Here is a 25165-nt window from a genome sequence, read left to right as displayed (position 1 = left end):
GGTGCGCGGTGCGGGCGGCGGGGCTCAGGCGGCGGACCGCCGGCGCCCGGCGAGCACGCCGTACGCGACTCCCGCCGCGCCGACGACGATGCCCGCCACGCCGAGTACGCGTGCGGTGGTGTCGCTGCCGCCGGAGGAGCCGGAGTCGGCCACGGCCGCGGTCTCGGTCTTCTTGTCGGAGGCGTCCTCGGCGGTCGTGGAGCCGTGCCCGTGCTCATCGGCGGATGCGGCGGACAGGGTGAGGACGGGGGCCGGGTTCTCGGGTTCCTCCTGACCGTCCTGCTGCACCTCGATCCAGCGCACGACCTCCTTGTTGGAGTACGTCTGGACCGCCTTGAAGACGAGTTCGTCGGTGTCCTCGGGCAGGGTGCCCAGGGAGAGCGGGAACTTCTGGAAGTAGCCGGGTTCGATGCCCTTGCCGCCGGCGGTCCAGGTGACCTTGGTGACGGCCTCGTCGATCTTCTTGCCGTGCATCTCCAGCGGCTTGTCCAGCTTGGACTTGGTGACCTCCGCCGTCCAGCCGGCGACCGGCTGCGGCATCACGGAGGCCAGCGGGTGGTCCGCCGGGAAGTTGACCTCGACCTTGGTGGTCGAGGCGTTGTCGCGCTCGTTGGGGACCTTGAAGTCGACGACCGCGTAGCCGCCCTTGGCCGCGGTGCCCTCGGGCTGCACGGAGACATGCGCGAAGGCGGGCGCGGAGAGGGCGAGGACGGCCGAGCCCGCGACGGCAGCGGCGGCGGCGAGACGAGAAACCTTCATGGCGTGGAGCACTCCACTCTGTGTGAGTTCCGGTGAAAGAAGGGGGGCGCGCACGAAGTGCACGCGCGCGTGCCGCACGACGGCGGCCGGCCCCTCCGTCCCGGTCCCGGTGGAGTGGTGTGATGTGGTCGCGTCGCGTCAGGCAGCGAGGACGAGTGCGGCGGCCGCGGGCGGGCCGCGCCGGATCACCGAGTGCTGGAGTGCGGTGGCGTGGGGTGCGGGTGGTTCGTCCCCGGCGGTGCGCCGCTGTCGCGGGCCCGCCTCGGGAGCGGCCGGAAGCCCGGCGCACAGGGCACGCACCAGCGCGAGCGCCCCGCGCAGGGAACGTACGAGCGCTCCCTCGGCGACCCCATGCGCCGACAACTCCAGCAGACGCAGCACGGCCAGGTCGCCGCGGCGCAGCAGCCAGCCGACGGCCACCGCGGCGAGCACGTGACCGAGCAGCATCGGCAGGGACGGCAGCAGCGACTCCGAGGAGCCGGTGGCGTCCGCCGCGTGGTGCATGGCGCTCATGTCCGTGCCGGAGCCGGTGAGCAGGTGCGCCTGGGAGAGGATCCGGTAGGCGTGGGCCGGGGTGATCGCCGCGACGCCCGTGCCGCAGACGAGCCGCGCGGCCCGCTCGACCAGCGTGGCGTCGCTCATCCCGGCCATGGAGCCCATCGACATCGCGCCGGACGACATGGTCGCTGTACCGTGCTGGCCCAGCCCGAACAGCGTGTGCAGCACGGTCTGGCCGAGCGCGAGCAGCGCGACGATTCCCGGCAGTGAGCGCTCGCGTCCGGCGAGCGGCGCCACGAGCGCGAGGGCGCCGAGGAAGCCCGCGCCCAGCGTCCACAGCGGAACGGTGGCGCAGGAGGCCAAGGTGTGCCCGGCCGCGGCCAGCACGACACAGACCGCGGCGAACACCGCGGCCCGCAGGATCCGGAGTCGGTTTCCGGAGCGCGCCGTGCGCTGGTGGGGGGCAGTCATGGCGGCCTCATCATCGCACTGGACTCGCCGTTGCCCGACGTCAGGTCCACAAGGTTCCGTTCGACCGGAAGATCACGCTCTGCCGTGAGCCGCCCCTTCATACACCGATTCCTGCCCGCGCGCATCGTCCGTATGGGCGGGGTCACGCGGACGGGGTGCTTACACCCGGGGATTGGCGGCAATAGGTAACGGTATGTCGAGCCGCGGCCTGGAGGCTGGAGCATGAGCATCTGGTGGTCACTCCATCTGCGCCGCGAGGCCGCGAGCGTGCCGCTCGCCCGCCGGTTGCTGCTCGGCACGATGGAGACCGCGGGCGTCGACCCTGATGTGTCCTACGACCTGTCCGTCGCCCTCGGCGAGGCCTGCGCGAACGCCGTCGAGCACGGCGGGGACGCGTCGCGCGGCGGCTCGTCGGAGGCGTACCGGGTGACCGCCTACCTGGACGGCGAGAAGTGCCGCATCGAAGTGGCCGACTCCGGGCCGGGGTTCGCCCGCACCCATGCTCCGCGCCCGCCGCGCGTGGACGCCGAGCACGGCCGCGGACTGTTCTTGATCAGGGAACTCGCCGATCACGTCCACATCGGCGACAAGCCGGGCCGGGGAGGGACGGTGGTGAGCTTCGACAAGATGCTCAAGTGGAAGAAAGATCCTTCCCTGCTTACGGCATGACTGCTGCGCAGGCATAACGGCCGCGCTAGGGTGCGCGCATGAATATCGGAACCGAGGAAATATTCGAGGGAGTACGGCTACGGCCGCTCGCTCAGGACGATGCTTCGGCGCTTTGTTCCGCATACGTCGAGAACCGGAAACATCTCGAACCGTGGGAGCCGTGCAGACCGGACTCCTTCTTCACGCTCGAGGGTCAGACGGAGCGTCTGGAGGAGCTGCTGCGGCAGTTCGCGGAGGGCGGTCTGGTGCCCTGGGTCCTTGAGTCGGACGGCGGGCGGATCGTGGGGGCGATCACGCTGTCCGGCATCTCGATGGGACCCTTCTGCAGCGCCTATCTGGGTTACTGGGTCGCCGCCGACCAGCAGAACCGGGGGCTGGCCAGCAGTGCCGTGGAGCGGGTGTGCCGTATCGCGCGGGACACGGTCGGACTGCACCGGATCGAGGCGTCCACGCTTATCGAGAACACCGGTTCACAGCGCGTCCTGAAGAAATGCGGTTTCGATTCGATCGGCATGGCCCCGAGTTATTTGCATATCAATGGGGAATGGCGGGACTGTCATCTCTTCCAGCGGATCCTGCACGATGCGGATCCGGCCATCTGACGAGGTGTTCCGGCCGACCTCGGATTCCCGGGCTTTCACAGCCCTTTGAAAGCTCTTGCCCATGTGCTTGACAAGCGGCCTTCCTAGTTTGCTCGGCCATGACGGGCAATCACCGAAACACTTCCCTCACCCGGCGCCGCGCCCTCGCGGTGACCGGGGGCACGGTCGCGGCCGGCGGCTTCGCGGCCGCCGGTTACCAGTCGGCCTTCGCCGACACGGCCACGGGCGCCGAGACGACCGCCGCGGCCTCGGCCTCGACGACGTCGACCGGCGGCACCTGCATGCAGCTGATGACGAGCGTCACGGAGGGCCCCTACTACCTCGATGGTGCCCTGGTGCGCAAGGACATCACCGAGGGCAAGAGCGGCGTACCGCTGACGCTGCGCCTGACCGTCGTGGACGCCACCGACGGCTGCACCCCGGTCCCCGGCGCCGCCGTCGAGATCTGGCACTGCGACGCCTGGGGTTACTACTCCGGCTACACCACGGCCAACCCGGGCGGCTCGGCCCCGGCCGAGAGCGAGGAGGGCGACAGCGCGAACGACAACACCTATCTGCGCGGCTATCAGATCGCCAACGCCAACGGGGTCGTGAAGTTCGAGACGATCTTCCCGGGCTGGTACACCCCGCGTACCTGCCACATCCACGTGAAGGTGCACACGGGCGGCGAGAAGGAGGACGGCACCTACGAGGGCGGCAAGGTCGACCACACCGGCCAGCTGTTCTTCGACGACGACGTCGCCGAGGCGGTCTTCGCCCTGGAGCCCTACTCCAAGCACTCCGGCAGCTACACCACGCTCGCCGACGACATGGTCTACGACGACGGCGGCGCCACCAGCGGTCTGCTGACCCTCAAGGCCGTCCACAAGAGCGACCCGGCCAAGGGCTACAAGGGCTTCCTCACCCTGGGCATCGACCCCGACGCCGAGAACACCGGCGCGGGCAGCGGGGGCGGAGGCACACCCCCGAGCGGTGCGCCCGGCGACGCCCCGACGGGCGCACCGCCCAGCGACAGTGCCTCCCCGTCGGCCTCCGCGTCTCGTAGCCATGAGCAGCTATGAGCAGCCATGACTAGCCGCGAGGACGACGCGCTGGCGCGGGCCGCCGTGGACGCGCTCACCTCTGAGCTGGCACTGTCACCGAAACCGGGGCTGCCCGACCCACGCGACCTCGACGGCCGTCCGACCCGCCGGGACCACGGTTCCCTGCGCTGGTCGGCCAGGGCGCTCGCGCCCGGCCTCGCCGCGATGGCCGCCTCCGCCCGCCGCGCCGGGCGCCCCACCCAGGCCCTGCGGGCGGAACTGGGCGCCATCGGGCGCTGCACCGAACACTCGGTGTCCCTGGCGGGCGACGGCCACCGGGGCGCCCTGTGGGCGCTCGGCCTGCTGGTCGCCGCGGCCGCCCTCGACCCCGGGGCCAAGGCCTCGGAAGTCGCCGCGAACGCCCGGCGGATCGCCGCGTTCACCGACCGCGGCGCCCCGCGGCGGCCGTCGCGCGGATCCACCGTCTCGGCCAAGTACGGCGCGGCCGGCGCCCGGGGCGAGGCCAGGGCCGGATTCCCGCACGTACGACGGGCGTTGGAGGCGCTGGCGGCGGCTCGCTCGGCCGGTGCCACCGAGGCACAGGCCCGCCTCGACGCCGTGCTCACCGTGATGTCCACCCTCCAGGACACCGAACTGCTCCACACCGCGGGCCCGTTCGGACTGCGCCAGGTCCAGGCGGGCGCCCGCGGCATCCTGGAGGCGGGCGGTACGGCGACGGAGGCGGGCGCGGCGGCGCTGGCCGCTCTCGACGCCGACCTGCACGCGCGCGCGTGGAGCCCCCGCGGCAGCGCGGGGCTGCTCGCGGGGGCGCTGTTCCTTGACTCGCTGCCGGTCAGCCCACGAGCACGGGCCGCGTGATCTCATCGGAGGCACGGCCGGCGGCCCGTCGCGTCGCCGGCCCCATCGCGTACGACGCCGCCAGCGTCGCGCCGCCCAGCAGCAGCCAGCCCGGGGTGCCCCACTCCACCAGCAGGGAGGTCAGCACCAGCGGGCCGAGGGTGCGGGCCACCGTGACGCCGGTGCCGAAGAAACCCTGGTACTCGCCGATGCGGTCGGCCGGGGCCAGGTCGAACGACAGCTGCCAGGAGCCGGCCGACTGCCCCATCTCGGCCACCACCTGGAGCGCCGCCCCGGTCACCAGCAGGACAACGGCCACCCACGCGGAGGCCCCCGCCGTCAGCGCGAACACCGCGCACGCCGCCAGCATCACCCAGCCCGAGCGCCGCACCGCCCGCGCGGCCGACGCGAGGCCGGTGACCCCGCGCGCCATGCGCACCTGGAAGACCATGACGGCCCCCGTGTTGAGCACGAACAGCGCGGACACCAGCCAGTCGGGCGCGGCCGTCCGCTCGGCGATCCACAGCGGCAGCCCCAGGCTGAGCAGCGGCATCCGCAGCAGCAGGACCGTGTTGAGAAGGGTGACGACGGCGTACGGGCGGTCGTGCAGCACCCCCGGCCTGGCGCCGCCGTCACGTTTCCGCGGGGCCCCGGGCGCCATGGAGGGCAGCCGCAGCAGCAGCCCCGCGCACAGCAGAAACGTCACGGTGTCCAGCGCGAACACCGCCAGATACGCCGCCCGCGTCCCGGCGTGCAGCGCGAGCCCGCCAATGCCCGCGCCCACCGCCAGACCGGCGTTGAGCGTCGACTGCAGCCGTGCCAGCAGCCCGGTGCGCTCCCCGGCCGGCACCAGCCCCGCCAGCAGCGCCTGCCGGGCCGCCGCCAGCCCCGACTGCGCGGCGGCATAGGCGCAGGCGGCGAGGACGAACGGCACGAAGCCGCGCACGACGAGGAAGGACGCCACCGCCAGCCCTGTCGCCGGCGCCAGCAGCACCGCCGTCCCGCGCGCCCCGCGCCGGTCCGCGAGCCGCCCCAGCGGCACCCCCACCAGCGAGCCGACCGCCCAGCCGATGGTGAGCCCGAGCCCCACGCGCGCGGGGGCGAGCCCCACGACACGGGTGAAGTACAGCGCCGACGTCACGTAGTAGGCGCCGTCGCCGATGGAGTTGGTCAACTGGGCCAGTGCCAGGACGCGCTGCGGACGGTTCGTCATACGATGACACTAGAAGCGCGCTGGACCCGTCAACAGGCCCAATATCAAGGCCCTTCAGTGGTCCAATTCACGAGGCGCCGGTGACTTCACGCCCCGACCAGCACCTTCGCCAGCACCTCCAGCGCCTCCGGATACACCCGCTCCCGAGGCGTGCCGTACCCGACGACCAGGCCCTGCTGCCGTTCCTCGCCGGGCGCGGCGGGCGTGTGCCAGTGGTCCCCCAGGCGGCCGAGTGCGAGCCCCTCCGCCTCCGCGCGCGCGAGCACCTCCGTCTCGTCCGTGACCTCCACCAGGGCGTGCAGCCCGGCCGCGATCCCGCGCACCTTCCGGCGCGGGCCCAGCCGGTCCAGGAGCTGGTCCCTGCGGCGCCGGTATCTGAGGCGGCACGCGCGCACGTGGCGGTCGTAGGCGTGGCTGTCGATGAGTTCGGCGAGTGCCAACTGGCCGATGGACTCGGTGTGGTGGTCGCTGTGCAGCTTGGCGTCCGCGACCGCGTCGGCCAGGTGGGGCGGCAGCACCATCCAGCCCAGCCGCAGCGCGGGGCCCAGGGTCTTGGAGGCGGTTCCCAGGTACACCACCTGGCCCGGCGCCATGCCCTGGAGCGCGCCGACGGGCTGACGGTCGTAGCGGAACTCCCCGTCGTAGTCGTCCTCGACGATCAGGCCCCCACGCGCGCGTGCCCAGTCGCTGAGCGCCCGCCGCCGCTCCGGGTGCAGGGTCACGCCGGTCGGGTACTGGTGGGCGGGCGTGACGACCACGGCGGCCGCGTCGCCCAGCTCCTGCACGTGGGCCCCGCGTTCGTCGACGGGTACGGGCACCACCCGGCCGCCGTTGCGCCGCACCACCTCCCGGTGGAAGGGCAGCCCGGGGTCCTCCATGGCGACGGCGGCGCCGTCCAGCACGCGCGTGAGGAGCGCGAGGCCCTGCACGTACCCGGAGGTGATCACGATCCGCTCCGGCGGGGCGATCACCCCGCGTGCCCGCCCCAGGTAGCCCGAGAGCGCCGTGCGCAGTTCGATCCGGCCGCGCGGATCGCCGTAGTCGTACGCCAGTGAGGGTGCCGTCGCGATGGCGCGGCGCAGCGCCCGCAGCCAGGCCGCCGCCGGGAACGCCCCGACGTCCGGGCTGCCGGGCCGCAGATCGAAACGGGGCGCACGCGCGCGTGCGGCAGCCTCCGGCGTGCCGGCGTCGACGGAGGGCAGCGAGGCCACCTGGGTGCCCGAGCCCTGCCGTGCCGTCAGATATCCCTCGGCGACCAGTTGGTCGTACGCCGCCTTGGCCGTGCCGCGCGAGATCCCGAGCTCGGACGCGAGCCGCCGGGTCGCCGGCAGCCGGGTGCCGGGCGCCAGCCGCCCGTCGCGCACGGCGTCGCGCAGCGCCCGCTCCAGCCCGACCCGGCGTCCGTCCGCCGAATCGGGCTCCAGATGCAGATCCACGCCGACACCGGACCAGAAGTCGTCCACGAGAAGCCTCCCCCTAGGCACGTGAATGGCCGGGTACCGCACAGGTACCCGGCCATCAGTGTCGTATCAGTCGTTGATCCGCACTATAGGGCTTCGCTCAGCCCCGCGGTCAGCGCTTCGGCGATGCTCAGCCCTTCAGCGCCGCCATCCACGCCTCGACCTCGTCGGACCGGCGCGGCAGGCCGTCCGAGAGGTTCCGGTTGCCGTCCTCGGTGACCAGGATGTCGTCCTCGATGCGGACGCCGATGCCCCGGTACGCCTCCGGCACGGTCAGGTCGTCGGCCTGGAAGTACAGGCCGGGCTCGACCGTGAGCACCATGCCGGGTTCGAGCACGCCCTCGACGTACGTCTCCGTCCGCGCGGCGGCGCAGTCGTGGACGTCCATGCCGAGCATGTGCCCGGTGCCGTGCAGGGTCCAGCGGCGCTGCAGGCCGAGCTCCAGGACGCGCTCGACCGGGCCCTCGACCAGGCCCCACTCGACGATCTTCTCGGCGAGCACGCGCTGGGCGGCGTCGTGGAAGTCGCGGTACTTGGCGCCGGGCTTCACGGCCGCGATACCGGCCTCCTGCGCCTCGTACACGGCGTCGTAGATCTTCTTCTGGATCTCGCTGAACGTGCCGTTGACCGGCAGGGTCCGCGTGACGTCCGCGGTGTACAGGGTGTGCGTCTCCACGCCCGCGTCCAGCAGGAGCAGGTCGCCGGAGCGGACCGGGCCGTCGTTGCGGACCCAGTGCAGGGTGCAGGCGTGCGGGCCGGACGCGCAGATGGAGCCGTAGCCGACGTCGTTGCCCTCCACCCGCGCGCGGAGGAAGAAGGTGCCCTCGATGTAGCGCTCGGAGGTGGCCTCGGCCTTGTCGAGGACCTTCACCACGTCCTCGAAGCCGCGCACGGTCGAGTCGACGGCCTTCTGCAGCTCGCCGATCTCGAAGTCGTCCTTGGTCAGCCGGGCCTCGGAGAGGAAGACGCGCAGCTCCTCGTCGCGCTCGGCGGTGACCTTGTCGGTGAGGGCCGCCTCGATCGCGGAGTCGTAGCCGCGCACCACGCGGACCGGGCCGGTGGCCTCCTTCAGCTTCCCGGCCAGCTCGCGCACATCCGCGGCGGGGATGCCGTACAGCGCCTCGGACTCGGTGAGCGAGTGCCGGCGGCCGACCCACAGCTCGCCTTGGCCGGAGAGCCAGAACTCGCCGTTCTCGCGGTCGGAGCGCGGCAGGAGGTAGATCGTTTCTTCGTGGCCGTCCGCGGTGGGCTCCAGGACCAGGACGCCGTCCTCGGTCTGGTTGCCCGTGAGGTAGGCGTACTCGACCGACGACCGGAAGGCGTACTCGGTGTCGTTCGAGCGGGTCTTCAGGTTGCCCGCCGGGATCACCAGGCGCTCACCCGGGAAGCGGGCGGACAGGTCGGCGCGGCGGCGCGCGGTGTGCGCGGCCTGCGCGATCGGCTTGAGGTCGCGCAGCTCGGTGTCGGCCCAGCCGGACTTCATGTTCTCGGCGAGCTCGTCGGAGACGCCCGGGTACAGGCCGTTCTTCCGCTGCTTGATGGGCTCCTCGGACTCAGTTTCCGGGGTCTCCGGAGTGAGCTCGTCGGCCACGGTCATCCTCCTCGATACGGCACGGTCCCCCCGAGCCCTCGGCGAATCTCGGTTCCGCTCGAGCAGGGGGACCCCCATCATCGTACGGTCGTACCGGGGTGGCCCTGGGCGGGAAGAGCTGTTATGCCCACGCATGCGAACCACGCGGGGCCCGCCCGGGCGCAGCGATGCGCCGCCGCGCTCGGCCGCAGCGATGCGCTGCCCTGCTCGGCCGAAGCGACGTGCTGCCGCGCCTGGCCCAAGCGATGCGCTGCCCTGCCCTGCCCGAGCGTCGTGCTGCGCTGCCCGGCCGAAGCGACGTGCTGCCGCGCTCGGCCGAAGCGATGCGCTGCTCCGCCCGGCTGAAGCGACGTGTTCCCCTGCTCGGCCGAAGTAACGTGCCGCCGCGCTCGGCCCAAGCGATGCGCCGCCCCGCCCGGCCGAAGCGAACCGTTCCGCCCCTTCAGCTGCAGCGAGCCGTGTCGCCCCTTCAGCCGCAGCGAACCGTTCCGCCCCCTCAGTCGAAGCGGGCCGCCAGCAGGACGACGTCCTCCTTGCTGTCTGCCGCGTCCAGGCCGTCCGGCAGCACCGTGCGCAGTACGTGGTCGGCGATGGCACCGGGGTCGCGCCGCAGGGCGCGCGGCACGCTCGTGGCTGCCGCGTGCAGCCGGGCGAAGGCGCGGTCCGTGGGGTCTCCGGTGCGGTGCAGCAGCCCGTCGGTGTAGAGCAGAACCGTCTCTCCTGCTTCGGCCTGGAACTCCACGCTGGGCGCCTCCCAGCAGGCGAGCATCCCCAGGGGCGCGGAGACGGAGGTCTCCGCGAACTCGGTGCGCCGCTCGCCGATCAGCAGCGGCGGGCTGTGGCCGGCGCCGGCCAGGGTGACCTTGCGCAGCGCGGGTTCGCAGTAGGCGAACAGGGCGGTGGCGGAGCGGGCCGGCTCGGTCAGGCGCAGCAGCAGCTCCAGGTCGGACAGGACCGCGACCGGGTCCTCGCCCTCCATCACGGCGTACGCCCGCAGGGACGCCCGCAGCCGGCCCATGGCGGCGACCGCGCTGGGCCCCGACCCGGTCACCGAGCCGACCGCGAGGCCGAGCGCGGCGTCGGGCAGCGGCAGCGCGTCGTACCAGTCGCCGCCGCCGCGCGGGCCGGTGCGGTGGCGGGCGGCGAGCTGGACGCCGGCCACCCGGGGCAGCCGGGAGGGCAGCAGTTCCTCGGCGATGGTGGCCAGGCACGCGCGCGTGCGCGCGACCTCCAGCAGCCGGGCCAGGTGTTCGGTGGCGTAGCGGACGTACAGGCCGGCGAGATGGCGCCGGCGCTCGTGCGGTTCGGCGGGCTCGTCGTAGAGCCACACGGCGGCGCCCAGGCGGCCGGCGGCCTCGGTGGACAGCGGCAGGGCGTAGCTGGCGGCGTAGCCGAGCCGGGCGGCCACCTCGCGGTGGCGAGGGTCGAGGCCGTCCTCGGCGAACAGATCGGGGTGGACGATCTCGCCGTCGGCGCCGGGGAGTCCGGCGGCCGTGTCGAGAAGCTCGCCGTACGACATCGCGCCGCGCGGAACGGTCTCGATGTGGCCGAGATCGGCGCGGCCGAGGCCCAGGCCGATGGTGGTGTCGGGGCCGAGGCCGTCGGCCGGTTCCAGTACGACGAGACCGCGCCGGGCGCCCACGAGGGCGGCTCCGGCGCGCAGCAGTTCCTGGAGCGCTCCGTCGAGTGAGTCCGTACGGGCCAGGCGCTCGGTGAGTTCGTGGAGGGTCGTGAGATCCGAGACCCAGCCGGCCAGCCGGTCCTGGAGAAGGGCGCCCGGCGCGGGGGAGTTCGGCGCGGGGACGGGGGCGGTGCCCGGGACGGGAGGTGCGGGCGCGACAGTGTGTGCGGGCGTGGGAACCGTTGAATCGATTCCGGCCACTTTCGAATGGTGAGGGGCGTTCATGGTGTCCGGCCTTCAGACCGGTGCGTATTGCTCAAAAGCATCGCAAACCCCCATGTCATTCTGCGCCGCCGGCGGTGTCTCCACATGTACACGCACTCGTGAGGGGATGTCCAGCATTGTCCTGCCGGGATTCCTGGTGTCCGTGGGCCCCTTGTGGGTTTCTTCCGGACCCCTTGCGGAAAAGCAAAGTTGGCTTAAAACTGCCTCGGGTATCGGTTCATTGCGGTCGACTGGGTTTGCTCCACAGAGCGTCACGACGGTCGAGATGGGTACGTACTCGGAGAAGGCCAGGGGTGGTTGGGGACCCGCCCGGAACCTGGCGGCGGACCCGGGCGTCTTAGCCACCGACGACCGTGCCCCATCCTCCCGTGGCGGAGGCGGAGAGAAATACCCGGAACGGCAAAACGCCAGACTTCGCCACCCCACGCCGCGGCCGTGCTTTTGATAGACGCAGTATGGACGTGAACGCGGCCAACGCTCGACCCCTTGGGGTTCCCCTCGCTCTGGGCGGGGGCGTGATGCGCCATTAGGTACGCACAGTGAAGTGATCGACACATGATGTGATGTGGTCCACGGTGTTGCCAGCGGTGCAACGGAAAGGAACGAGCGCTCATGCGCGAGATCCTCGGAAGGCGACGCAGGCTCCTGTCCAAGCGGAAAGACGGGAGGCCTGAGATGCTCAAGTCGGCCCTGACCTTCGCGACGGAATGGCAGTGGCCCGTACTCCCGGGTGTGGCTCCGGACCCGCAGGGGCGGGCGCGCTGCGCATGCCCCGACCCGGAGTGCACGGTGCCCGGCGCGCACCCCTTCGACCCCGGCCTCCTCGCGGCCACCACCGACGAGCGCATGGTGCGCTGGTGGTGGACCAACCGGCCGAACGCGCCCATCGTCCTCGCCACCGGCGGCAAGGCCCCCTGCGCGGTCAGCCTGCCGGCCCTCGCGGCCTCCCGCGCCCTCGACGCACTCGACCGACGCGGTATGCGCCTGGGTCCGGTGATCGCCTCGCCCACGCGCTGGGCGCTGCTCGTCAAGCCGTACTCCATGGAACAGCTGGGCGAGCTGCTGTACGCGAAGGACTTCGTCCCCGGCTCCCTGCGCTTCCACGGCGAGGGCGGTTATCTCGCGCTGCCCCCGTCCGAGACCGGCCTGGGCGCCATCCGCTGGGAGCGTGCTCCGCTGCCCGGCTCGGCCTCGCCCTGGGTGCCCGATGTGGAGGCCGTGGTGGACGCGGCGGTCGACGCCCTCACTCGTACGGGTGTGAGCGCACCCGAGTTGTAGGGGTGTCGGGCGCGCGCGGGACAGGCCGCCCGCCCGCGGTCGTTATCTTCCGGTACATGAACGTTCGTCTGCTCGCTCTCGCGGGCGTCGTGGCCTGCGTGGTCGTACTGCCGCTGACCGTGGCGTCCGCGGGACAGGTGGGCGACCCCGCGCGGCCGGTGGCCGACGGGGCTCGCGCCACCGTGCGGACCTCTCCGGACGACGACGCCAAGATCCCCTCCGCCGCCCCCGGCAGTTCCCCGCGGCTGCTCGGCCTGGGCCTGGCCACCGCCACCCGCTGCGGCCTGGAGGTCTCCTCCCCCGACGGTGTCGAGGCGCAGACCTGTGTCCTGACCCAGGGCGAGGACACCTGGGCGCGCACCTACTACCGCAATGCCACCGGCAAGGCACTGGACTCCCTGCTGAGCCTCATGGGGCCCGGCGACCGCACCATGCAGATCCGCTGCGCCGCGGGCGCCGACGACGAGCCCGCCACCTGTGAGACCCCCAGGGAGCACACCCGGGGCGGCCTGGACGCGTACACGGCCGTCGCGGAGTTCGCGGAGCGCGGCTCGGGCGGGCCGCTGCTGCTGCGCTCGGGGAGCAACTACGCCGCCTCCGACGGCAGTTGACGGACAGCTGCGTTCCGTACACCGGCGCCGGGCATGGAAAGGCCCGGTTGCTGGCGACGGGGGATGCACCAGCAACCGGGCTATTGGAACGGTAACAAGAGATCGGCGGTTAGCAAATTCGATCTCGGCTATTCGGACACCGATTTGCCTGTCCCGACGGGGAGTTGTGACAGGAGTCACCTGATGTGACCGCCTGACAGCGGCTGACCGGTCGGTCAGCCGCCGCCCCCGGTGGACCCGTGGGTCAGCTGAGCGTGACCTGCCGGTTGGTCAGGCCGCCGCGTGCCCGGCGCTCTTCGGGGGTGAGCGGGGCCTCCGAGGCCAGGGCGGCGGCGAGGCGCTCGGCGAACTCGGCGGCCGGCTTCTCCACGTCATCGGCCGTGACACCGCTCGGCAGGTCCCAGACCGGCACGGTGAGCCCGTGGGCACGGAAGGAACCGACCAGCCGGGTGCCCTCGCCCAGGCCGGAGCGGCCCGCCGCGTGCAGCCGGGCAAGAGCGTCCAGAAGCTGCTCCTCAGGATGCGGCATGACCCAGCGCAGGTGGTTCTTGTCCGGGGTCTCGCACCAGTACGCGGCGTCCACGCCGGTCAGTTTCGCCGTCGGGATGGCCGCGGCGTTGGCCCGCTCCAGGGAGGCGGACACCTCCGGCGTGGCGTTCTCCGGGTCCGGGACCCAGAACTCGAAGCCGCTGTGCACAACTGGCTCGAACGCGCCTTCGGGGTCGAGCAGGTCCTGCAGCCGCGGACCTTCGGCCGGGGCCCGCCGGCCCTGGACGGGCGTGCCCGGTTCGGCGGTGAGGGCGCGCTGAAGGGTGTCGGCCAGATCGCGGCTGATGTCACCGGACGCCGTGTCGTTCTGCAGGCCCAGCAGGACCGAGCCGTCGTCGCGGCGCAGCGCCGGCCAGGCCATCGGCAGCACCGTGGCGAGCGTGACCGAGGGGACGCCCTCGGGGAGGCCGCCCTTCAGGTGCAGTTCGACCGTGGCGGCGGGGACCAGCTCGCGCAGCGCCACCCAGTCGCCCTCGCGCGGCAGGCCTTCGAAGGGGCGGTGCACCAGCTCGGTCGCGGCGTGCGCGGCGGCCCGGCCGTGGCACGCCTTGTAGCGCCGGCCGCTGCCGCAGGGGCACGGCTCGCGGGCGCCGACGACCGGGATCTCACCGTCCGTGAGCTGAGGGCGCTTGGCCTTGGTCTGGGGTCGCTTCTTGGCCATCGTGGGTGTCTCCCGGTTACGGCTCTCGTCTCGTACGGGCGGGAGCCTAGCCGTTTGCGCCATCACCGACGGGGACCTGGGGAAGGCGCCGGAATGGCGACAACCGCCGCCGGGTTCAGTACAGGTCCCGGTTTCAGTCCAGGTCGTCGAAGGCGTCCGTGAAGTCCAGGCCGGGCATCGCGGAGACCACGGGAGCCGTGACGCGCGTAGCGAAATCGTCGCGACGGTGTCTCGCGTCGGGATCGTGCACGTCCTCATGGACCACGACCCACACCGTGACCTCGCCCCGGGCGTCGTCCCTGACGCCCCAGTCGTCGGCCAGCGCCGTGATGATGTTCAGCCCCCGGCCGCCGTGCGCGGTCACCGACGGAGTGGCCGGAGCCGGACGGGTGGGGCCGCCGCCGTCCGTCACCTCGACGACGAGCCGGCCGCGCGGGTCCACGCGCCATGCCGCCCGGACGTCGCCGTCCCCGGCCGAGGCGTCGCCCAAGGGGCGCCCGTGTTTGCACGCATTGCTCAAAAGTTCCGAAAGGATCAGTACGGCATCGTCGATGACCGAGTCCGATACGCCACCCATGCGCAGCTGATCACGCATCCGGTGTCTTGCTTCCCCCACGCCCGCAGGGCCATGGGGTACGGCCATGCTCGACGACGTGGGCACCTCCTGTGCCACCACCAACGCCACCCCCGAGACCTCCTTTGCCCCACGCCACGGTGTGGATGCCCCATTGGCCTGTACCGGAAACCGGCCAATCCAGGTCCGGTGACGCATTCGCAACGTTCGAACACGGAGCGAACGCGCCGGTGCACTCCCTGTAATGGTGTGGCTTGATTTCGTTGGTGTGGCCGAGAACGGAGGATGCTTCAGCGGACCGGCCGGGTCAAGAGTCGCGGAACGGTCCTTACGGGGCTCTTGACTTCGACCAGGGCTCTTTTACCTCCGCGCACCGCCCGGGCGCGCCTCGTGCGTCAGCGGTGGATCAGCCGCGGAGCTGGCGCAGCACCGCGCGCGGGCGGTTGGTGATGACGGCGTCGATGCCCAGCTCGACACAGAGGTCGACGTCCTCGGGCTCGTTCACGGTCCACACGTGCACCTGGTGGCCGGCCCGCTTCAGCCGCTCGATGTAGGCCGGGTGGTTGCGCACGATCCGGATGGACGGACCCGCGATCCGTACGCCCGCGGGCAGCCGCCCGTCGCGCAGCCGGGGTGAGACGAACTGCATCAGATAGACCGTCGGAAGGGTCGGCGAGGCCGCCCGCACCCGGTGCAGCGAGCGGGCCGAGAAGCTCATGACCCGTACCGGCGACTTGGCCGCGGAGGGCGGGGCGTCCAGCCCGAACCGCTTCAGGAGCAGCAGCAGCCGCTCCTCGACCTGTCCCGCCCAGCGCGTGGGGTGCTTCGTCTCGATGGCCAGCTCCACCCGGCGCCCGGCGTCCGCGACCAGCTCCAGCAGCCGCTCCAGGGTGAGTACGGAGGTGTCCGCGTGGTCCTCCGGGCGGTACTCCCAGTCGGGCTCCTCGTCCCGGCCGCGCCAGGCCTCGCGCTTCTTCCAGGAGCCGAAGTCCAGGGCGGCGAGTTCGGCCAGCTCCAGGGCCGACACCGCCCCGCGGCCGTTGGACGTCCGGTTGACCCTCCGGTCGTGGACGCAGACGAGGTGGCCGTCCGCGGTCAGCCGGACGTCGCATTCAAGGGCGTCGGCACCGTCCTCGATCGCTTTCCGGTAGGCGGCGAGGGTGTGCTCGGGGGCGTCCTCGGAGGCTCCTCGGTGGGCGACGACCTGAATGTGGTGCTGTCGTGCGTGGGTCACCGCGTCATGGTGCCACCACCGCGGGGTACGCGTGGCGCCATGGGCGCGTACGTGCGACGAACGGCGGCATGGACCTCGCCATGGAATGGAGTTTTTGTCGTAAAGGTCCTATATAAAGGTTGACGCCATACCCACAGCCACCGCTTATGGTGCTCTGACGGCCCGTGGGAAAAGCTGACGACAGACAAAAGCACATGCACAGCTGTATCGCGCCGGACCGTCGACAAGCGTGAACGAGCGTGACCGAGTGCGACCGAGAACAACAGCCGTGGACCTAGGAGAAGAGCTGTGAGCACCGAGAACGAGGGCACCGCGGTACCCCCGGCCCCGTCCGCACCTCCCGTGCCGGTGGCATCTCCCGCTGCTTCCCCGCAGGCAGCCGCAGCCGACGGGGGCGCACCCACCACTCCACTCCCGACGACGCCTCCGGGCGCCCCGGAGCAGGGCGTCGCGCCGGCCGCGCACGCCCCCGCCGGCCCGTCCGACGGGCCGCAGGGCCCCGGCCCCGCCCCGGACGGCTCCTGGCCGCCCCCGCCCCCGTCCCCATCGCCGTCCTACGCGGACGGCGGCGCCGGAGCGGGTTCCGGCGGCTGGGGCTCGTCGTACCAGCAGCCCGCGCCGAAGCCCCGCAACGGGCGCGGCGGCATGGTCGCCGCGGTCCTGGTGGCCGCGCTGGTCGCGGGCGGCCTGGGCGGCGGCCTCGGGTACACCCTGGCCAGGAACAACGACGACACCGGCTCGACCACCGTCTCCGCCTCGGACAGCAGCGCCGCGCAGGTGAAGCGCTCGCCGGGCACCATCGCGGCGGTCGCCGCCAAGGCCCTGCCGAGCACGGTCACCATCGAGGCCGAGTCCACCAGCGGTGAGGGCGGCACCGGCACCGGGTTCGTCTTCGACACCCAGGGCCACATCGTCACCAACAACCACGTGGTGGCCGACGCCGTCGACGGCGGCAAGCTGACCGCGACGTTCCCCAACGGCAAGAAGTACGACGCCGAGGTCGTCGGCCACGCCCAGGGCTACGACGTCGCCGTCATCAAGCTCAAGAACGCCCCGTCCGACCTCAAGCCGCTCGCCCTCGGCGACTCCGACAAGGTGGCCGTCGGCGACGAGACGATCGCCATCGGAGCGCCCTTCGGCCTCTCCAACACGGTGACGACCGGCATCATCAGTGCCAAGAACCGCCCGGTCGCCTCCAGCGACGGCAGCGCCACCAGCAAGGCGTCCTACATGAGCGCCCTGCAGACCGACGCCTCGATCAACCCGGGCAACTCCGGCGGTCCGCTGCTGGATGCCTCCGGCGCGGTGATCGGCATCAACTCCGCGATCCAGTCCAGCAGCAGCGGCGGTCTGGGCGGCTCCGGCCAGTCCGGTTCGATCGGCCTCGGCTTCGCCATCCCGATCAACCAGGCCAAGTACGTCGCCCAGCAGCTGATCAAGACCGGCAAGCCGGTCTACGCGAAGATCGGCGCGTCCGTCTCCCTGGAGGAGGGCTCGGAGGGCGCGAAGATCACCGATACGGGCGCCAGCGGCGCGGCGGCGGTCGAGTCGGGCGGTCCCGCGGACAAGGCGGGCCTCAAGCCCGGCGACGTCATCACCAAGCTCGACGACTCGGTGATCGACTCCGGCCCGACCCTGATCGGCGAGATCTGGACGCATGAGCCCGGCGACAAGGTCACGATCACCTACAAGCGGGGTGGTCAGGAGCACACCGTCCAACTCACCCTGGGCTCCCGCGCGGGCGACAACTGACCCGCACGCGCCCGCGCCAACCGGTTACTCTTGTCCCCGTGTCGCCGATCCCGGCCGACGCGGGGAGGCGTGCCCGAGCGGCCGAAGGGAACGGTCTTGAAAACCGTCGTGGCAGCGATGTCACCGTGGGTTCAAATCCCACCGCCTCCGCGCAGGCCAGCGTAGGTGCTGGTCAGAAGGGGTGTCCCTTGATGAGGGGCGCCCCTTCTGTATGGGGTCTGTCTCACCTTGATCCGGCTCTGTCACGTTGTGGATCAGTGCGGGTGGACCAGGCGTGGACCAGCGTTGCGAGACAAACAGCACGTCAGCGCATGGTCAGAGGGTTTGCGCTGTTGCGGACCAGAGGGCGCAGGGCGCCGTGAATTGGGAAGGGGAAAGCCCCCCGCCCTCCGGCTCGTTCCGGACGGCGGGGGCCTCGGGTGCCCATGCGATCAGTTGTTGTTCTTCATGGTGGAGCCGGTTCCTCCTGGCTCCTTCGGCGCCCAACTGGGAGCTTGGGTGGCGTCCTTGAAATCGGTCGACCTCATCAGAACCCGCCAGTCCTCCTTGCCCGCATCGCCGTCGAGCCGAACGGTGAACTCTTTGACCTGGTGAGTGCCATGGAAGTACAGGACCACGACTTGGCGTTCTGAACCGTCGTCATAGAAATCGCCTGTCACTTTGCCGCGGGCGCCGGCTCCGAAGCCCTTGATCCAGTTCTCGGCGGTCTTTTGGGCTACCGCATCGCTGCTGTCGCTGGTCGCCAGCTTGCGGAGCTCAGCCGTCTTGCCGTCGGCGATGTTCCACACGAGCTCTTGCATCACCAGCAACGAGCCGGTGGAGGGGTAGCCGACCACGTGCAACGGCTCGTGGTCGGCGTACGCCTGCTCGTAGGACGCGCCCGGCCCTCTGGCATCAGCAGAGCTGCTGTCGAGAACAGCACATCCAGACGTCAGCAACACTGCTGCTGCCATCCATCCGGCCGCTGCATGGCTCTGCTTCAACCTGGGCATCTCACGTTCCTTGTTATTAGCGGGTCTTGGGCCTGACGATCGTGACCTTCTCGATCGGGTTCGAGGTGTGACTGTACCGATTGATCACTTCGTTGAGAGTGGTCTGGTTCTTCAGGCCATGCTGCACGATCCCCGCGTGCCCCTGCACCATGGAGTTGACGATCGCCACGTGGTTGTAAACCCTCTCCTTCTTCCACTTGAAGAAGACGAGATCCCCCACCTTGGCGTTGTACTCGTGCGGTTGGATCGCGCCGTTCCGCCACTTGGTCACGTGCCGCCGGAGGTAGTCCGCGCTCGTCCAACTCCAGCTCTTGCCAAACCCGTACCTACCCTGCCACCAAGCGTTATCTGCCTTGCGGCCGCCGGGGCGCATCTTCATCCCGCCCCCGTGGTACAGAGCCTTCGAGACGAAGTTCGCGCAGTCGGTCCTGTACTCCCACCTGGTGTCCAGGTTGTTGTACGCCCAGTTGGCCGTTCCGTGGCTGTCGATCACTGCGGCTGCCGCTGCCGAATCTGCCGATTCTGCCGACGTGGACGCCGGGTCGGTGTCAGGGGCGTAGATGCCTTCATTGATGAGCGGCTGCGGCTCCTCCTCCTGGTCGGCGGGGATGTTGCCGTTTGCGTCAGGAAGGTGCGGATCGGCTGAAGGGGCGGGCCACCCTCTTGAGGTCCACACGGAGTCGGCAACCGCTGCGGAGGTGTTGTCGCCAACGTCTGTGGAGGCGTCGTCGGCAGCGCTTATGGAGGCGTTCGCTGTTTCTGTTATGGCTCCAGTGGCGTCGGGAACGTCTGTGGAGGCGTGCGCTGTTCCTGTGACGGCGCCGGCGGCGGTGAGGGCGAGCACTGCTGCGCCGGTGATCGTACGGCCGAGCTTGCTGCGCAAGAGTCGGGTTCCTTCCCCCTGTGATGGGTCCCGGCCGCCCGTTGGTCGGATCGGTGCGGCTTTCGGGACACGTTGACTATGAGGATGGAGAGACGGATGCGCAGGTTCCCAGTTGGCCGGTTTCGAGCGGCAGCCGAGCCGGAGCACCTGGGTGAAAGGCTGAGGCGTCACCTCTCCTCAGCAGGTGGGTGACGCCTCGTAGCCGCAGGTGGGCTTGCTAGGGTCTTACCCACCTCGTAGATGGTGGGCCGGTCCTCAGGGGCGTAGCTGAGCATCGCGTCGATCAGTTCACCCAGCTCACCAGGTACCTTCACGGGCCGACGTCGTCCCATCGCCACGGCCTCTCTCTGGACGGGGCGCGGAGCGTCGTCCGGGTACTCAACCGCGCGCCAGCCCGTGGCGGAGATGAGCAGGGAGGCGCCGAGTGCGTAGATGTCGGCTTCCTGCGTCGGCTCGGCCTCTCCGGTGTCGAGTACGCTGCGTGCGATCTCCGGCGCCTCGTAGTGGACGAGGCAGCCGCGGAAGGGGAAGTCGTACCCCTCGGGCACGTGTCCGCCCCGGGCCAGGGCGAGATCGATGAGGTGTGTCCGCTCCGGTCCGATGATGAAGTGGGCGGGCTGTACATCACCGTGAGCCCAGTCCTTGGCGTGGAGTTCGGCCAGCGCCTCGACGCAGTCCAGCGCCACGCTGATGTGCGGTTCGACGGTCGAGTCACGCCTACGGCAGGGCTCCCACAGCTGGTACAGGTCCGGCCCTTCATGCCACGGCTGGAAGTTCCACGTTCCGCGCTCCCACTCGCCGTACGCGAAATCATGGAAACCGAGGCGATGCAGCACGGCACCCTCGCGCGCAGGCGCGAGCGCGGTCCAGGGCTGGGCGGACCAGCCGTCCGTGGCCTCGATCGGGTAACCGAGCTTCACCGCATAGTGGCCCCGATGGCTCTCCACCTCCCAGACCATGGAGCCCCGACGGTTGACCACCAGGTGCTGAGCCGTGGGCATGAGCGCGTCGAGCACCACGATCGGCAGTTCAGGGGTTGACCCGGACAACGTCTCTTCTCCTTCCGGGCGAACGCGGCCGACCACGAGACGAGGCCGGCCGCGTCGCTGCTGTCGTGTGCTACGCCTGACCGTACGGTCGGCCGCAGTCCGAGTCGCACTGCGCGAGGTTCGTGCCGTCGACGGTCCAGAGGTCGTCGAAGACCATGAACCTGGCCGCCTTCATGGCCCGGGCCGAGGCGGCAACCTTCTCCGGGTCGCGTGCCCCTCCGCCCGGCATCGGGTTGTGGTTCAGGAAGCGGCCCGCGTACCGCTCGCACAGTGCGGCGTACTCCTTCGTGTGCAGAATGAGCGCGTGCAGGCCGAGGTCCACGTCGTCCGACGGGACCATGGGCACGGTCGCGGTGGCCGCGGTGACCACGAAGGCGACTGCCTGGTCCGCGATCCGCTCAGCGCGATCGGGCGATTGCCCGCTGTGGACGACCACGAAGTGGGCGAGGTTCTCGAACAGCTCCTCACCAGCCACCGCGCGACCGGTCTTCTGATCGTTCGCTGTTGCCGTCATGCGAATACCCCTTGTGTGTGGCGGTGCGTGGCACTTGCCGCCCGCATCGGTCGCGGAGCCGTTGCTCGTGGACGACCAGGAGGCGGGCTTGGATGGCCGGCCCCGAACGGGGATGGGGGAGCCGGGGAACTTGGCACCCGTTCGGGGCGGCCGGTCTACTGGCTGATACCGAGAGCCATGCCGATCACCAGGCCGCACGACCCGCTGATCATGATGATGAACAGGACTCCCGCGTACCGGCCGATGGCGCGCATCACAGCCCTTCCCGACGGTTGCCGCTCTTGATGGCCAGGCGTGCGCTCAGTTCCTCCCGCGCACCCGGCGCCACCACGTTGTCCGGCATGGCATCCCACTCCACGCCGCCACCGACCGGCCTTATCTGCACACGGTCGCCGACCTCACCCATGACGACGCCGATACGTCCACTAGCGGTGTCCTTGGCCAGTTCACCGATGCCTGGTCTGGTCTGCTGATTGCTCGCCATGCAAGGAGGATCGCGATCCGGGGACCCTCGCCAAAAGGTCAGGCTGATTACCCAACTTGGGTAACATCGCGGTAAGTAGAGAACCAGCGACGTTGCGTAGCCCTCGCAGTGTGGGAGCTTGCCAATGCCCGACGCCGACCGGCCGCAGGAACTGCCTGCCAGGCTGCTCACCGATCCCGGGATGATCGATGCGTGTCGGGTACGGGACTTCGCCCTGGTCTTCCGGCTGGTGAAGACCAAGGCAGGTATCTACCCGTCGATGATCGCCAGGCGATGCGACCTAACGCCTAGCCGAGTTGGCGAAGTCATCGCTGGTCGCCGCCAGTTGTCCCACATGGACGTCATCGAGCGCATCGCGGACGGCTTACGCATCCCAGGACACATGCTTGGGCTTGCCCGCCGCCCCTGGGAGACGCCTCAGGCTCTCGCCGTTACCGAGCGAGAGGCGCCTCAAGTGCCAGAGCTCGTACAGGAGTTCCCCGCGTCTCTACCCGGGCCCGACGTAGACAGCATCCTGGCTTTGGCAACGCGAAACAGCCTCAGCCCCGCAACACTTGAAGCCTTCCGCTCCTCGATCGAGGACTACTGGCGACGGGACGACCAGCACGGCGGCGAAGCTCTGAGGCCGGCGATCGTCGGCCAGCTGCGGTACGTCGTCGGACTCCTGAAGGAGAATCGACCACTGTCCATCCAGCGCGGCCTGTACGGAATCGCGGCCGAGTTGGCCCGCCTCACCGGCTGGACCTACTTCGACGCCCGCCAGTACAACCAGGCTCGCGCGTACTTCACCGAAGCCCTGCAACTGGCCAAGGAAATCGATGACCGGCAGTTCATGGCCAACGTCCTTGCCTGTATGAGCTTGCAGGCGACCTACCAGGACAAGCCCGCGGATTCGCTGGCACTCGTGACCGCCGCCCAGGACCAGGCCCGCTCAGACCTGCAGACCGCCCCACGCGTGCTGTCGATGCTGTCCATGCGCGAAGCCTTCGCCCACGCCACTCTCGGCAATCGGGACTGCACTCACCGGGCCCTCAGCGAAGCACACCGCCATTTCGAGCAGATCCGGGCGGGTGACCCAGACCCGTCATGGGTGACCTACTTCGACGAGCCGAAGCTCATCGTGGACACCGGCATCGCCCATGGCCGACTGGGCGAAGCGGCCACCGCCGAACCCTTGATCGCGGATGCTTTGCGGCGGGAGGACCGCACCAACCAGCGAGGTCGCGCGTTTCACGCATTCTGGCTGGCGCGGACGCAGCTGGATCAGGGCAAGCTCGACCAGGCATGCCACACGGCCACGCGAGCCCTGGAACCCGCATCGGCAGTGGCCTCCGAGCGAGTGTCGGGCCATCTGAGGGAGTTCTACGACCAGTTGGCACCACACAGGCAGGAGCCCGTAGCCCTGGCCTTTGAGGCGCGGCTACGGGAACTCCTGCCACCAGTCAGCGGATCGCTTCGTCCATGAGTACGTACAGCAGACCCACCAGCGATCCACTGCTCACGATTTCCTGACGGTCGATCATGCCCCGCACCTCCGACAGGGGAATCCACTCGATGCGGTCCGACTCGTTCTTCTCTGTGGGTGGTCCGGCGTACGTCGCGCCATCCACGCGGAAGACGTGGTGCTGCGAATCGGTGATTCCGTTCGCCGGCTCGGCATAGATCAGGGGCTTGATGGAAGCAGGGCTCCAGCCCGTCTCTTCCAGGACTTCGCGGGCCGCCGCCTGTTCCGGGGTTTCGCCCTCCTCGACCAGGCCCATGGGCAGCTCCCAGGCCCAGGAGTTCGTGATGAAGCGGTGCCGCCACATCATCAGAACCTCTTGACGGTCATTGACGACGGCAGCCACGGCCAGGTGCCGAAGCCGGACGACGTGGTACTCCCACCTACGCCCGTCGGGCTGTTGCACGTCGACCAGACACAGATTCACCCAGGGGTTCGTGTAGATCTGTCGCTCACCGTGGGTCTTCCACTCCATACTTGCGGCCCCTCTCACGCGATGGACCCAGCATCTCAGACCATGCCGAGGCTGGGCATTAGATTCGCGTCAAGGTGACGAAATGCTCGCCAGGTCAAGTGCCTTGCCGCGGGAGCCTCGCCTGCGGCGAGTCCGCACCGAGAAGCGCGGCCGCACCGTCAGCGGTTCTGGCGACTACACGGCCATCGGCGAAGACGAGCGGTGGGCCGGCGCCCATGGCTGGCTCGGCGTAGATCAGGGGCTCGATGGGGGGCCAGAGCGTCACCCCGTCTCTTCCCGGGCTCCGCGGTGCGCCGCCTCTTTCCGTGGACTCACCTTCCGCCACTGGGCCCATGGGCAGCCGCACGCCCACGAGTCCGTGATGAAGCGGTGCTGTCACATCGTCAGGACCCCAGGGCCGACGGTGTGTTGTGTCGACATCGTGCTGAGTCGATGGTCCGGGTAATCCGTTGGGCATCTCCGTCGGCAGGGCCGCCGCCACGCCATTACACTCTTTCGGCCCCAATGCGCTTCTTTTGCGTGTAGGGGTAATTACTTCAGGTAAGTGACGGAATGTCTCGATTATGTGAGATGTGTTGTGAGCTCAGTCGCCAGCCACCCGACCGAGCTGCCTCAGGCGCTCGGAAGCCTGGCGACTGCGGTCAACGGTGACAAGAAAGGACTGGTCCATGGCAGTGGATGCCACCCCCTCGGCCCCTCCTGGCAGACGACGAAAACTGAGATTCAGAGCGACTGTCGTCATGCTGCCTGCGGTCGCGCTGCTGATGTCGATCACTTTGATCTCGAACCTTGCGAGCGCAGCCGAGGCCCCGGTGGGGTTGGGAACCGCCTTGAGTTACGCGGTCTTGGCCGGTTCAGGGGTCACGAATACGGGCCCCTCGGTCATCCATGGCGACCTGGGAGTCAGCCCCGGGTCCTCGGTGACGGGTTTTCCGCCCGGAATCGTGAACGGAGTGCAGCACGTTGCCGATGCTGCCGCCGCTCAGGCCCAGTCCGACCTGACCATTGCCTACAACGATGCGGCCGGCAGAGCACCGACCGCCAACCTGACCTCCCCGGGCAACATCGGCGGACTCACGCTGACGCCGGGCGTCTACAAAGCCTCGTCGTCGCTGAATCTCACTGGGACGGTCACTCTCAACGCCCAGGGTGACCCCAACGCCGTCTTCATCTTCCAGATCGGCTCCACTCTGATCACGGCGCCGGCGAGCAACGTCCTGCTGGTCAACGGAGCTCAGGCCTGCAACGTGTTCTGGCAGGTGGGAAGCTCGGCCACTCTCGACACGAATTCCTTCTTCAAGGGCAACATCCTGGCCCTGACGTCCGTCACGGTGAATACCAACGCCGCGGTCGAGGGTCGGGCGCTGGCGCGTAATGGTGCGGTCACGTTGGACAGCAACGTGATCACGAGGGCGGTCTGTATGACGGGCCCGCCCGGACCCTCTGGGCCTCCCGGACCCTCTGGGCCTGCTGGGCCGTCTGGGTCTCCTGGGCCGTCCGGGCCTGCTGGGCCGTCTGGGTCTCCTGGGCCGTCCGGGCCTGCTGGGCCGTCTGGGTCT

The 25165-nt window shown here is 70.1% G+C and carries 24 protein-coding genes and 1 tRNA gene; 10 read left to right on the top strand and 15 right to left on the bottom strand.

All coding sequences use genetic code 11. The features are described 5' to 3' along the window. Nucleotides 1–24: 24 nt before the first annotated feature. Nucleotides 25–759, bottom strand: a complete 735-nt coding sequence (locus tag ACZ4EG_RS17735; RefSeq protein ID WP_467791207.1) for a YcnI family copper-binding membrane protein — start codon at nucleotides 757–759, stop codon at nucleotides 25–27. Nucleotides 760–897: 138 nt separating this feature from the next. Further along, complete coding sequence (locus ACZ4EG_RS17730) at nucleotides 898–1728, bottom strand: hypothetical protein (protein WP_467791206.1); 831 nt, start codon at nucleotides 1726–1728, stop codon at nucleotides 898–900. 222 nt (nucleotides 1729–1950) lie between these two features. Here ACZ4EG_RS17730 and ACZ4EG_RS17725 point away from each other — a divergent pair, with 222 nt between their 5' ends. The 4 genes from ACZ4EG_RS17725 (at nucleotide 1951) to ACZ4EG_RS17710 (ending at nucleotide 4900) form a co-directional block, all read left to right on the top strand. Then, entirely contained in the window at nucleotides 1951–2397 is a 447-nt protein-coding gene (locus ACZ4EG_RS17725) for an ATP-binding protein (RefSeq protein WP_467791205.1), read from the top strand. A gap of 38 nt (nucleotides 2398–2435) precedes the next feature. Continuing rightward, on the top strand, nucleotides 2436–2999 hold the full coding sequence (locus tag ACZ4EG_RS17720) for a GNAT family N-acetyltransferase (protein ID WP_467791204.1): 564 nt from the start codon (nucleotides 2436–2438) through the stop codon (nucleotides 2997–2999). A 98-nt stretch (nucleotides 3000–3097) separates the two neighbouring features. Beyond that, entirely contained in the window at nucleotides 3098–4060 is a 963-nt protein-coding gene (locus ACZ4EG_RS17715) for an intradiol ring-cleavage dioxygenase (RefSeq protein WP_467791203.1), read from the top strand. 6 nt (nucleotides 4061–4066) lie between these two features. After that, a complete protein-coding gene (locus ACZ4EG_RS17710) occupies nucleotides 4067–4900 on the top strand; it encodes a triphosphoribosyl-dephospho-CoA synthase (protein ID WP_467791202.1) in 834 nt (277 codons plus the stop codon). Here the strand turns inward: ACZ4EG_RS17710 and ACZ4EG_RS17705 are convergent. The 4 genes from ACZ4EG_RS17705 to ACZ4EG_RS17690 all read right to left on the bottom strand — a co-directional run bounded on the left by ACZ4EG_RS17705 (nucleotide 4875) and on the right by ACZ4EG_RS17690 (nucleotide 11049). Next, nucleotides 4875–6092, bottom strand: coding sequence for an MFS transporter (locus tag ACZ4EG_RS17705; RefSeq protein WP_467791201.1), 1218 nt, complete (start codon nucleotides 6090–6092; stop codon nucleotides 4875–4877). The genes ACZ4EG_RS17710 and ACZ4EG_RS17705 overlap by 26 nt on opposite strands. Nucleotides 6093–6178: 86 nt before the next feature. Further along, nucleotides 6179–7555, bottom strand: a complete 1377-nt coding sequence (gene pdxR, locus ACZ4EG_RS17700) for a MocR-like pyridoxine biosynthesis transcription factor PdxR (RefSeq protein ID WP_467791200.1) — start codon at nucleotides 7553–7555, stop codon at nucleotides 6179–6181. A gap of 127 nt (nucleotides 7556–7682) precedes the next feature. Next, the gene (locus ACZ4EG_RS17695; protein ID WP_467791199.1) at nucleotides 7683–9149 is read right to left on the bottom strand and encodes an aminopeptidase P family protein; all 1467 of its coding nucleotides are present in this window, start codon (nucleotides 9147–9149) and stop codon (nucleotides 7683–7685) included. A 490-nt stretch (nucleotides 9150–9639) separates the two neighbouring features. Next, on the bottom strand, nucleotides 9640–11049 hold the full coding sequence (locus tag ACZ4EG_RS17690) for a PP2C family protein-serine/threonine phosphatase (RefSeq protein WP_467791198.1): 1410 nt from the start codon (nucleotides 11047–11049) through the stop codon (nucleotides 9640–9642). Between the two features lie 612 nt (nucleotides 11050–11661). On the opposite strand from ACZ4EG_RS17690, the gene ACZ4EG_RS17685 reads away from it, so the two are divergent. Continuing rightward, nucleotides 11662–12327 (top strand): bifunctional DNA primase/polymerase, encoded by a 666-nt coding sequence (locus tag ACZ4EG_RS17685; RefSeq protein WP_453556547.1) that lies wholly within the window; start codon nucleotides 11662–11664, stop codon nucleotides 12325–12327. A 56-nt stretch (nucleotides 12328–12383) separates the two neighbouring features. Further along, a complete protein-coding gene (locus ACZ4EG_RS17680) occupies nucleotides 12384–12938 on the top strand; it encodes a hypothetical protein (protein WP_390708412.1) in 555 nt (184 codons plus the stop codon). A gap of 244 nt (nucleotides 12939–13182) precedes the next feature. On the opposite strand, the gene ACZ4EG_RS17675 is transcribed toward ACZ4EG_RS17680, so the two are convergent. The 3 genes from ACZ4EG_RS17675 to ACZ4EG_RS17665 form a co-directional block, all read right to left on the bottom strand. Continuing rightward, nucleotides 13183–14148 carry a DUF5926 family protein gene (locus ACZ4EG_RS17675; protein ID WP_453556553.1) on the bottom strand — a complete coding sequence of 322 codons (966 nt, stop codon included), beginning with the start codon at nucleotides 14146–14148 and terminating at the stop codon, nucleotides 13183–13185. A gap of 133 nt (nucleotides 14149–14281) precedes the next feature. Continuing rightward, nucleotides 14282–14920, bottom strand: coding sequence for an ATP-binding protein (locus ACZ4EG_RS17670; protein ID WP_390708559.1), 639 nt, complete (start codon nucleotides 14918–14920; stop codon nucleotides 14282–14284). A gap of 208 nt (nucleotides 14921–15128) precedes the next feature. Continuing rightward, on the bottom strand, nucleotides 15129–15956 hold the full coding sequence (locus ACZ4EG_RS17665) for a glycerophosphodiester phosphodiesterase (protein ID WP_453556556.1): 828 nt from the start codon (nucleotides 15954–15956) through the stop codon (nucleotides 15129–15131). Between the two features lie 288 nt (nucleotides 15957–16244). Between ACZ4EG_RS17665 and ACZ4EG_RS17660 the strand changes: the two genes are divergently transcribed. Then, the gene (locus ACZ4EG_RS17660) at nucleotides 16245–17708 is read left to right on the top strand and encodes a S1C family serine protease (RefSeq protein ID WP_467791197.1); all 1464 of its coding nucleotides are present in this window, start codon (nucleotides 16245–16247) and stop codon (nucleotides 17706–17708) included. A gap of 63 nt (nucleotides 17709–17771) precedes the next feature. Then, a tRNA-Ser gene (locus ACZ4EG_RS17655) sits at nucleotides 17772–17858 on the top strand. Between the two features lie 281 nt (nucleotides 17859–18139). Here ACZ4EG_RS17655 and ACZ4EG_RS17650 read toward each other — a convergent pair. From ACZ4EG_RS17650 to ACZ4EG_RS17630, 5 genes are all read right to left on the bottom strand, one after another. Next, nucleotides 18140–18700, bottom strand: coding sequence for a hypothetical protein (locus ACZ4EG_RS17650; RefSeq protein ID WP_467791196.1), 561 nt, complete (start codon nucleotides 18698–18700; stop codon nucleotides 18140–18142). Between the two features lie 16 nt (nucleotides 18701–18716). Continuing rightward, the gene (locus ACZ4EG_RS17645) at nucleotides 18717–19583 is read right to left on the bottom strand and encodes an amidase domain-containing protein (protein ID WP_467791195.1); all 867 of its coding nucleotides are present in this window, start codon (nucleotides 19581–19583) and stop codon (nucleotides 18717–18719) included. A 167-nt stretch (nucleotides 19584–19750) separates the two neighbouring features. After that, nucleotides 19751–20632, bottom strand: a complete 882-nt coding sequence (locus tag ACZ4EG_RS17640) for a protein kinase domain-containing protein (RefSeq protein WP_467791194.1) — start codon at nucleotides 20630–20632, stop codon at nucleotides 19751–19753. Between the two features lie 70 nt (nucleotides 20633–20702). After that, nucleotides 20703–21146, bottom strand: coding sequence for a glycine-rich domain-containing protein (locus ACZ4EG_RS17635; protein WP_467791193.1), 444 nt, complete (start codon nucleotides 21144–21146; stop codon nucleotides 20703–20705). A gap of 253 nt (nucleotides 21147–21399) precedes the next feature. After that, on the bottom strand, nucleotides 21400–21630 hold the full coding sequence (locus tag ACZ4EG_RS17630; RefSeq protein WP_467791192.1) for a hypothetical protein: 231 nt from the start codon (nucleotides 21628–21630) through the stop codon (nucleotides 21400–21402). A 124-nt stretch (nucleotides 21631–21754) separates the two neighbouring features. Between ACZ4EG_RS17630 and ACZ4EG_RS17625 the strand changes: the two genes are divergently transcribed. Next, entirely contained in the window at nucleotides 21755–23095 is a 1341-nt protein-coding gene (locus ACZ4EG_RS17625; RefSeq protein WP_467791191.1) for a hypothetical protein, read from the top strand. Here ACZ4EG_RS17625 and ACZ4EG_RS17620 read toward each other — a convergent pair. Then, nucleotides 23073–23606, bottom strand: coding sequence for an NUDIX hydrolase (locus tag ACZ4EG_RS17620; RefSeq protein WP_467791190.1), 534 nt, complete (start codon nucleotides 23604–23606; stop codon nucleotides 23073–23075). The two genes, ACZ4EG_RS17625 and ACZ4EG_RS17620, sit on opposite strands and share 23 nt — an antisense overlap. Nucleotides 23607–24346: 740 nt before the next feature. Here ACZ4EG_RS17620 and ACZ4EG_RS17615 point away from each other — a divergent pair. After that, a partial coding sequence (locus tag ACZ4EG_RS17615) for an ice-binding family protein (RefSeq protein ID WP_467791189.1) occupies nucleotides 24347–25165 on the top strand: 819 nt, incomplete at its 3' end.

It is taken from the genome of Streptomyces sp. NPDC025638, from assembly GCF_055558775.1.
The sequence above is the reverse complement of the archived record's forward strand: the minus strand, read 5'-3'. Positions and strand labels throughout refer to the sequence as shown.

Excerpts from the sequence above, each read along its gene's own strand:
- ACZ4EG_RS17735 (WP_467791207.1), bottom strand. The coding sequence starts at position 759 with ATGAAGGTTTCTCGTCTCGCCGCCGCCGCTGCCGTCGCGGGCTCGGCC.
- ACZ4EG_RS17730 (WP_467791206.1), bottom strand. The coding sequence starts at position 1,728 with ATGACTGCCCCCCACCAGCGCACGGCGCGCTCCGGAAACCGACTCCGG.
- ACZ4EG_RS17725 (WP_467791205.1), top strand. The coding sequence starts at position 1,951 with ATGAGCATCTGGTGGTCACTCCATCTGCGCCGCGAGGCCGCGAGCGTG.
- ACZ4EG_RS17720 (WP_467791204.1), top strand. The coding sequence starts at position 2,436 with ATGAATATCGGAACCGAGGAAATATTCGAGGGAGTACGGCTACGGCCG.
- ACZ4EG_RS17715 (WP_467791203.1), top strand. The coding sequence starts at position 3,098 with ATGACGGGCAATCACCGAAACACTTCCCTCACCCGGCGCCGCGCCCTC.
- ACZ4EG_RS17710 (WP_467791202.1), top strand. The coding sequence starts at position 4,067 with ATGACTAGCCGCGAGGACGACGCGCTGGCGCGGGCCGCCGTGGACGCG.
- ACZ4EG_RS17705 (WP_467791201.1), bottom strand. The coding sequence starts at position 6,092 with ATGACGAACCGTCCGCAGCGCGTCCTGGCACTGGCCCAGTTGACCAAC.
- ACZ4EG_RS17695 (WP_467791199.1), bottom strand. The coding sequence starts at position 9,149 with ATGACCGTGGCCGACGAGCTCACTCCGGAGACCCCGGAAACTGAGTCC.
- ACZ4EG_RS17690 (WP_467791198.1), bottom strand. The coding sequence starts at position 11,049 with ATGAACGCCCCTCACCATTCGAAAGTGGCCGGAATCGATTCAACGGTT.
- ACZ4EG_RS17685 (WP_453556547.1), top strand. The coding sequence starts at position 11,662 with ATGCGCGAGATCCTCGGAAGGCGACGCAGGCTCCTGTCCAAGCGGAAA.
- ACZ4EG_RS17680 (WP_390708412.1), top strand. The coding sequence starts at position 12,384 with ATGAACGTTCGTCTGCTCGCTCTCGCGGGCGTCGTGGCCTGCGTGGTC.
- ACZ4EG_RS17675 (WP_453556553.1), bottom strand. The coding sequence starts at position 14,148 with ATGGCCAAGAAGCGACCCCAGACCAAGGCCAAGCGCCCTCAGCTCACG.
- ACZ4EG_RS17670 (WP_390708559.1), bottom strand. The coding sequence starts at position 14,920 with ATGCGTCACCGGACCTGGATTGGCCGGTTTCCGGTACAGGCCAATGGG.
- ACZ4EG_RS17650 (WP_467791196.1), bottom strand. The coding sequence starts at position 18,700 with ATGCCCAGGTTGAAGCAGAGCCATGCAGCGGCCGGATGGATGGCAGCA.
- ACZ4EG_RS17635 (WP_467791193.1), bottom strand. The coding sequence starts at position 21,146 with ATGACGGCAACAGCGAACGATCAGAAGACCGGTCGCGCGGTGGCTGGT.
- ACZ4EG_RS17630 (WP_467791192.1), bottom strand. The coding sequence starts at position 21,630 with ATGGCGAGCAATCAGCAGACCAGACCAGGCATCGGTGAACTGGCCAAG.
- ACZ4EG_RS17625 (WP_467791191.1), top strand. The coding sequence starts at position 21,755 with ATGCCCGACGCCGACCGGCCGCAGGAACTGCCTGCCAGGCTGCTCACC.
- ACZ4EG_RS17620 (WP_467791190.1), bottom strand. The coding sequence starts at position 23,606 with ATGGAGTGGAAGACCCACGGTGAGCGACAGATCTACACGAACCCCTGG.